Origin of the sequence: Mycobacterium sp. (assembly GCF_035499775.1) — a bacterium.
Classification (GTDB): Bacteria; Actinomycetota; Actinomycetes; order Mycobacteriales; family Mycobacteriaceae; genus Mycobacterium.
In genome coordinates this window covers 1-6,467 of record NZ_DATJYB010000199.1, presented here as the reverse complement: position 1 = coordinate 6,467, position 6,467 = coordinate 1, and the positions used below count along the sequence as shown (strand labels likewise).

The following is a 6,467-nucleotide window of genomic DNA, read 5'->3' as shown; positions in this document are numbered from 1 at the left end:
GGGCCACCGATCGCACGCCGGCACCGAAAACGAGTGGAACGTGACCTATACCTTTCCCGGCACCCCCGGCGGCCTGAAAATCATCGGGGCACAGCGGCGGCTGGCACGCCGGCTGATGACCAGCACCGCCACCGACTGGGCGTACGCGGCGGGCTGGAGGGCGGTGCGGGCGATGCCGGAGTTCGCCGCGCGCAACGCGTTCGACACCGGGGCCCGCTACGCGGCCCGCCGCGGCGGGCCCGAGCAACTGCGCAAGAACCTGGCCCGCGTCATCGGGGTGCGCCCCGCCCAGGTGCCGGACGCGCTGATGCGCGACTCGCTGGAGTCCTACGGCCGCTACTGGCGAGAGGCGTTCCGGCTGCCGACGATGAACCACCAGTCGCTGTCCAAGGTGCTCGACGAGGCGTTCCGCGGCGCCGACAATTTGGACGCGGCCCTGGCCGACGGCCGCGGAGTCGTGATGGCATTGCCGCACAGCGGCAACTGGGACATGGCGGGGGTTTGGCTGGTGCAGACGCGCGGCACCTTCACCACCGTCGCGGAGCGGCTCAAGCCCGAGTCGCTGTACAAGCGTTTCATCGACTACCGCGAGAGCCTCGGCTTCGAGGTGCTGCCGATGTCCGGCGGCCGTCGCCCTCCCTTCGAGGTGCTGTGCGAGCGACTGGTCGACAACCGGATGGTGTGCCTGATGGCCGAGCGTGACCTCACCCGCACCGGTGTCGAGGTGGATTTCTTCGGTGAAGCCACCCGGATGCCGGCCGGGCCCGCCAAACTCGCGATCCAGACCGGGGCGGCGCTGTTGCCGGCGCATTGCTGGTTCGAGGACAACGGGGGCTGGGGGTTGCACATCCAAGAGCCGCTGGACTGCACCAGCGGCGACGTGGGCGTCATCACCCAGGCGCTGGCCGACAAGTTCGCGACCAACATCGCCGGCCATCCCGCTGATTGGCACATGCTGCAGCCCCAGTGGCTTGCCGATCTGTCCGATGCCAGACAGGCGCAGCTGAAGGGCGAGTGATGCGGATCGGGATGGTCTGTCCGTACTCGTTCGATGTGCCGGGCGGGGTGCAGTCGCATGTCCTGCAACTGGCCGAGGTGATGCGCGCCCGGGGCCATGAGGTGAGCGTGCTCGCGCCGGCGTCGCCGGAGATGTCGCTGCCCGAGTACGTCGTCTCCGCCGGCAAGGCCATCCCGATTCCCTACAACGGTTCGGTGGCGCGGCTGCAGTTCAGTCCGGCCGTGCACGGCCGGGTCAGGCGGTGGCTGTCCGAGGGTGATTTCGACGTGTTGCATCTGCACGAACCGAATGCGCCCAGCCTGTCGATGTGGGCCCTGCGCGTCGCCGAGGGGCCGATCGTGGCGACCTTCCACACCTCGACCACCAAATCGCTGACGCTGACCGTCTTCCAGGGCGTGCTGCGGCCCTGGCACGAAAAGATCGTCGGCCGGATCGCCGTGTCCGACGTGGCCCGGCGCTGGCAGATGGAGGCGCTTGGCAGCGACGCGGTGGAGATCCCCAACGGGGTCGACGTCGGGTCGCTGGCCTCGGCGCCGCTGCTGGACGGGTATCCGCGGCCGGGCAAGACGGTGCTGTTCCTGGGCCGCTACGACGAGCCCCGCAAGGGCATGGCGGTGCTGCTCGAAGCGCTGCCCAAGGTGTTGGAGCGTTTCCCGGACCTGCAGCTGCTGATCGTCGGCCGCGGCGACGAGGACCAATTACGCAGCCAGGCAGCCGATTTCGTGGAGCACATCCGGTTTCTCGGCCAGGTGGACGACGCCGGAAAGGCCTCGGCGATGCGCAGCGCCGACGTCTACTGCGCGCCCAACATCGGCGGTGAGAGTTTCGGCATCGTGCTGGTGGAGGCGATGGCCGCCGGCACTGCGGTGGTGGCCAGTGACCTGGACGCATTCCGGCGGGTGCTGCGCGAGGGTGAGGTCGGGTGCCTGGTGCCGGTCGGCGACAGCACCGCGCTGGCCGATGGGCTCATCGCGGTGCTCGAGGACGACGCGCTGCGGGAACGTTACGTGGCGGCGGGGTCGCAAGCGGTCGCCCGGTATGACTGGTCGGTGGTCGCCAGCCAGATCATGCGGGTATACGAGACGGTCGCCGGGTCGGGCGCCAAGGTCCAGGTGGCCAGCTGATGACGGCCTGGGTGGTGGCGGCGATCGTCGTCGCCGTCGTGCTGCTGGCGCTCGTGGGCCTCTGGGCCTTCCAAACGGCCAACCGGCTGGACCGGTTGAACGTCCGCTACGACCTGTCCTGGCAGGCGCTGGACAGCGCGCTGGCGCGGCGCGCGGTGGTGGCGCGCGCGGTGGCCCTCGACGCGTACGGCGGCTCCCGGGAGGGCAAGCGGCTGGCGGCGCTGGCCGACGCCGCCGAGTGCGCGCCCCGGCAGGCTCGCGAGAACGCGGAGAACGAGCTCTCGGCCGTCCTCGCGATGGTCGATCCGGCTTCGCTGCCCGCGGGCCTGATCGCCGAACTGGCCGATGCGGAGGCACGGGTGCTGCTGGCCCGGCGGTTCCACAACGACGCCGTCCGCGACACGCTGGCGCTGGGCGCCCGGCCGATGGTCCGCGCCCTGCGGCTCGGTGGAACCGCCAAGCTGCCAAGCTATTTCGAGATCGTGGAGCGGCCGCACGCGTTGGCGCACGGCGATCACGGCGTGCTCAATCAGCGCACGTCGGCCCGGGTGGTGTTGCTCGACGACGCAGGCGCGGTGCTGCTGCTGTGCGGTTCGGATCCGGGGATCACCGCGCGCGAGGGGGGTGACGCGCCCAGGTGGTGGTTCACCATCGGCGGCGAAGTGCAGCAAGGCGAGCGGCTGGCCGAAGCCGCCGCGCGGGAGCTGACGGAGGAAACCGGTCTGCGGGTCGCGGCGGCCGAGATGATCGGACCCGTCTGGCGACGCGACGAGGTCTTCGAGTTCAACGACTCGCTGATCGACAGCGAAGAGTTCTTCTTCGTGTACCGCACGCAGCGGTTCGAACCGTCCACCGCGGGCCGCACCGAGCTGGAGCGCCGTTACATCCACGGCCATCGATGGTGCAGCGCCGGCGACATCGCCGAGCTGGTGGCCGCCGGGCAGATCGTGTACCCGCTGCAGCTTGCCGAACGGCTCGCCGAGGCGGCCGCGCTGGCCGACAGCCGCGTCTTGGCCCGCCCGCGCCAGCTGGAGTCGATCCGCTAGGTAGCGCGAGCAGTCTCCCGCAAGCGGGAGGTACCCCCAGCAAAAGCACCCGCACGCGCGCGGTGTCGGGTGCTATCGCGTCTGCTCGGCATCGTGTGAGTGAGCTCACGTCCCACCCGGATTGCATTGATTAGACCTGTCTGTCTAATCTGACTGCATTAGACAGACAGGTCTAATCAATATCAAACACGAGGAGTGGTCATGTCCGAGCAGCACAGCTACCCAGAGCAGGCGCCCAAAGCCTTGGTGACCGGAGCGACGTCCGGCATTGGTCAGGCAGTGGCCCTCGCGCTCGGGGATCGGGGTTACGAGGTGATCGTGCACGGTCGCGACGTGGTGCGCGGCGCCGAGACCGTCAAAGCGATCGAGGACCGCAGCGGGCGGGCGCGCTTTATGGCCGCAGATCTGGCCGAACCCGGCAGCGTTGCCGCGCTGGCCGCCGATGCCGGTGCGGTCGACGTGTTGGTCAACAACGCCGGTTTCTCCTGGTTCGGTCCCACCGACGAACTCGACGATGCCACCTTCGACGAGCTGTTCGCCGCTAACGTCCGCGGCGCGTACCAACTGGTTGCCGCGCTGGCTCCGGGGATGGCCGAGCGGGGCCGCGGCAGCATCGTCAGCGTCGACAGCATGGCCGGCCACATCGGACTCTCCGGCGCAGCCGCCTACGGCGCAACCAAAGCCGCCCTGACCGCGATGAGCCGGGCGTGGGCCGCCGAGTACAGCCCCGCCGGTGTGCGCGTGAACACCGTCGCACCCGGCCCGGTCTATACCGGCGGCGCAGGGGAGGACCTGATCACCGGGCTCGGTGCCACCACGCTGCTCGGCCGCGCCGCTCAGCCCGACGAGATCGCCGAGGTGGTCGCATTCCTGGTGTCGGACAAGGCCAGCTATGTCACCGGCGCCGTCATCCCCGTCGACGGCGGACGCACCGCCATCTAAGACTCGAGCCGAAGTTAGAAGGAACCGAACATGATCGACACTTACCTCCCCAGCCCGACCGACCGCGTCCGCGACCAGGTGGCCCGCTACGAGGCCAGTGATGGCGCCGATGGCGGGACGCTGGAGGGCCGGCCGGTCGTCATATTGACGACGATCGGCGGCCGGACCGGCGCGATTCGGAAGAATCCGGTGATGCGCATTCCGTATGGCGCCAGCTACATCGCGGTGGCCTCCAATGCCGGGGCTCCCACCGACCCGGCCTGGTATCGCAACCTGACCGTCCACCCCGACGTCTGGGTACAGGACGGCGCGGTGAAGCACCGGCTGTGCGCCCGGGAGGTTTTCGGTGACGAGAAGACCCGGATGTGGGCGGTCGCCGAACAGCACTGGCCGCACTTCCCCGAATACCGCGCCAAGGCCGGCGCACGGGAAATCCCGGTCGTCGTTCTCGAACCCGTCGGCGGATAAAGCCGGATAAACTAGACAGAGCTGTCTATAGCAAGAAGGAGCCAGGGAACTGTGCCCACTGACACCAGACACCGCGGCCGCAAGGCGTCCGCCCGGGAGCGGCTGCTGGCGGCAGCCGACGACCTGTTCTACGCCGAAGGCGTTCAGACGGTCGGCATCGACCGGGTCATCGAGCACGCCGGAGTCGCCAAAGGGTCGTTGTACAACACCTTCGGAAGCAAAGAGAACTTGGTTCGGGCCTACCTGGAGTCGCGCCACGCAGCGACATCGGCCGGGTTATGGCGCGCAGTCGAACGCCATAGCGATCCCCGTCAGCGCCTGTTGGCGGTCTTTGACGCCCAGGCCGAACTGTTCGCCGAACCGACCTTCCGCGGCTGCGCTTTCGTCACCGCCAGTGCCGAAGCCCCGGACGGCGGCGCGATTGCGCAGGCGGCCGACGACTACCGCCGCGAAGTTCGTGGGATATTCATCGAGCTTGCCCGCGACGCCGGTGCTTCCGACCCGGCAGTCCTGGGCCGCCAGCTCCAGTTGCTCTACGACGGAAGCGGGCTCAGCGCGCGGATGGACCGGGACCCGAACGCCGCCGCGGCAGCCAAAGCCGCCGCCGAAGTGCTGCTCGAGGCCGCCCTTCGGTGAGCCGCCGAGCGCCCGTCACCGGAAATTCGGCTGGTGGCGGCCACTACACTGGACTGGCACCAGCGGTAGCACATGAGACAGCGACGATTGAGGTAGTTAGTGGACAGCGCACCGCAGAACGGCAGCGGGCAAACGGGAACGGCGCGGGTCAAGCGCGGCATGGCCGAGATGCTCAAGGGCGGCGTCATCATGGACGTCGTCACCCCGGAGCAGGCCCGCATCGCCGAGGGCGCCGGCGCCGTCGCGGTGATGGCGCTGGAACGGGTGCCTGCCGACATCCGCGCGCAGGGCGGGGTGTCGCGGATGAGCGACCCCGACATGGTCGAGGGCATCATCGCCGCGGTCACCATCCCGGTGATGGCCAAGGCGCGCATCGGGCACTTCGTCGAGGCGCAGATCTTGCAGAGCCTCGGTGTGGACTACGTCGACGAGTCCGAGGTGCTGACCCCCGCCGACTACACCCACCACAACGACAAGTGGAAGTTCACCGTGCCGTTCGTGTGCGGGGCGACCAATCTGGGCGAGGCGCTGCGACGGATCAGCGAAGGGGCGGCGATGATCCGTTCCAAGGGCGAAGCCGGTACCGGCGACGTCTCCAACGCGACCACGCACATGCGGGCCATCGGCGCCGAGATCCGCCGGCTGACGTCCTTGTCGGAGGACGAGTTATACGTTGCGGCAAAGGAATTGCAGGCGCCCTACGAACTCGTCGTCGAGGTCGCCCGCGCCGGCAAGCTGCCGGTCACGCTGTTCACCGCGGGCGGCATCGCGACCCCCGCCGATGCGGCGATGATGATGCAGCTCGGCGCCGAGGGCGTGTTCGTCGGCTCGGGCATATTCAAGTCCGGAGATCCCGCGCAGCGCGCCGCCGCGATCGTCAAGGCCACCACGTTCTACGACGACCCCGACGTGCTGGCCAAGGTGTCGCGCGGATTGGGCGAGCCGATGGTCGGCATCAACGTCGCGGACATCGCACAACCGCACCGCTTGGCCGAGCGCGGCTGGTAAAAACATCCCGTGGCGATCGAGGAGATCCTTGATCTCGAGCAACTCGAGGTCAACATCTACCGCGGTAGCGTGTTCAGCCCGGAATCGGGTTTTCTGCAGCGCACGTTCGGCGGTCACGTGGCGGGCCAGTCGCTGGTGTCGGCGGTGCGCACCGTCGACCCGCGCTACCAGGTCCACTCGCTGCACGGCTACTTCCTGCGGCCCGGAGATGCCCAGGAACGCACG

General features: G+C 68.9%; 8 protein-coding genes. All 8 read left to right on the top strand.

Annotated elements, in window-relative coordinates:
• Nucleotides 1–115 precede the first annotated feature (115 nt).
• Entirely contained in the window at nt 116–1,018 is a 903-nt protein-coding gene (locus tag VML93_RS13280; RefSeq protein WP_325611229.1) for a phosphatidylinositol mannoside acyltransferase, read from the top strand.
• Entirely contained in the window at nt 1,018–2,142 is a 1,125-nt protein-coding gene (locus tag VML93_RS13275; RefSeq protein WP_325611227.1) for a glycosyltransferase family 4 protein, read from the top strand. The genes VML93_RS13280 and VML93_RS13275 overlap by 1 nt, the downstream gene beginning before the upstream one ends.
• Nucleotides 2,142–3,188, top strand: a complete 1,047-nt coding sequence (locus VML93_RS13270) for an NUDIX hydrolase (RefSeq protein ID WP_325611226.1) — start codon at nt 2,142–2,144, stop codon at nt 3,186–3,188. Before VML93_RS13275 ends, VML93_RS13270 begins: the two co-directional genes overlap by 1 nt.
• A 201-nt stretch (nt 3,189–3,389) precedes the next feature.
• The gene (locus VML93_RS13265) at nt 3,390–4,130 is read left to right on the top strand and encodes an SDR family oxidoreductase (protein ID WP_325611224.1); all 741 of its coding nucleotides are present in this window, start codon (nt 3,390–3,392) and stop codon (nt 4,128–4,130) included.
• A 30-nt stretch (nt 4,131–4,160) separates the two neighbouring features.
• Nucleotides 4,161–4,598, top strand: a complete 438-nt coding sequence (locus VML93_RS13260) for a nitroreductase family deazaflavin-dependent oxidoreductase (protein ID WP_325611223.1) — start codon at nt 4,161–4,163, stop codon at nt 4,596–4,598.
• Between the two features lie 51 nt (nt 4,599–4,649).
• Nucleotides 4,650–5,234 carry a TetR/AcrR family transcriptional regulator gene (locus tag VML93_RS13255; protein ID WP_325611221.1) on the top strand — a complete coding sequence of 195 codons (585 nt, stop codon included), beginning with the start codon at nt 4,650–4,652 and terminating at the stop codon, nt 5,232–5,234.
• 99 nt (nt 5,235–5,333) lie between these two features.
• Nucleotides 5,334–6,242 (top strand): pyridoxal 5'-phosphate synthase lyase subunit PdxS, encoded by a 909-nt coding sequence (gene pdxS, locus VML93_RS13250; RefSeq protein ID WP_325611219.1) that lies wholly within the window; start codon nt 5,334–5,336, stop codon nt 6,240–6,242.
• Nucleotides 6,243–6,251: 9 nt separating this feature from the next.
• Nucleotides 6,252–6,467 (top strand): acyl-CoA thioesterase domain-containing protein (locus VML93_RS13245; protein WP_325611218.1); only part of this gene is annotated, 216 nt, incomplete at its 3' end.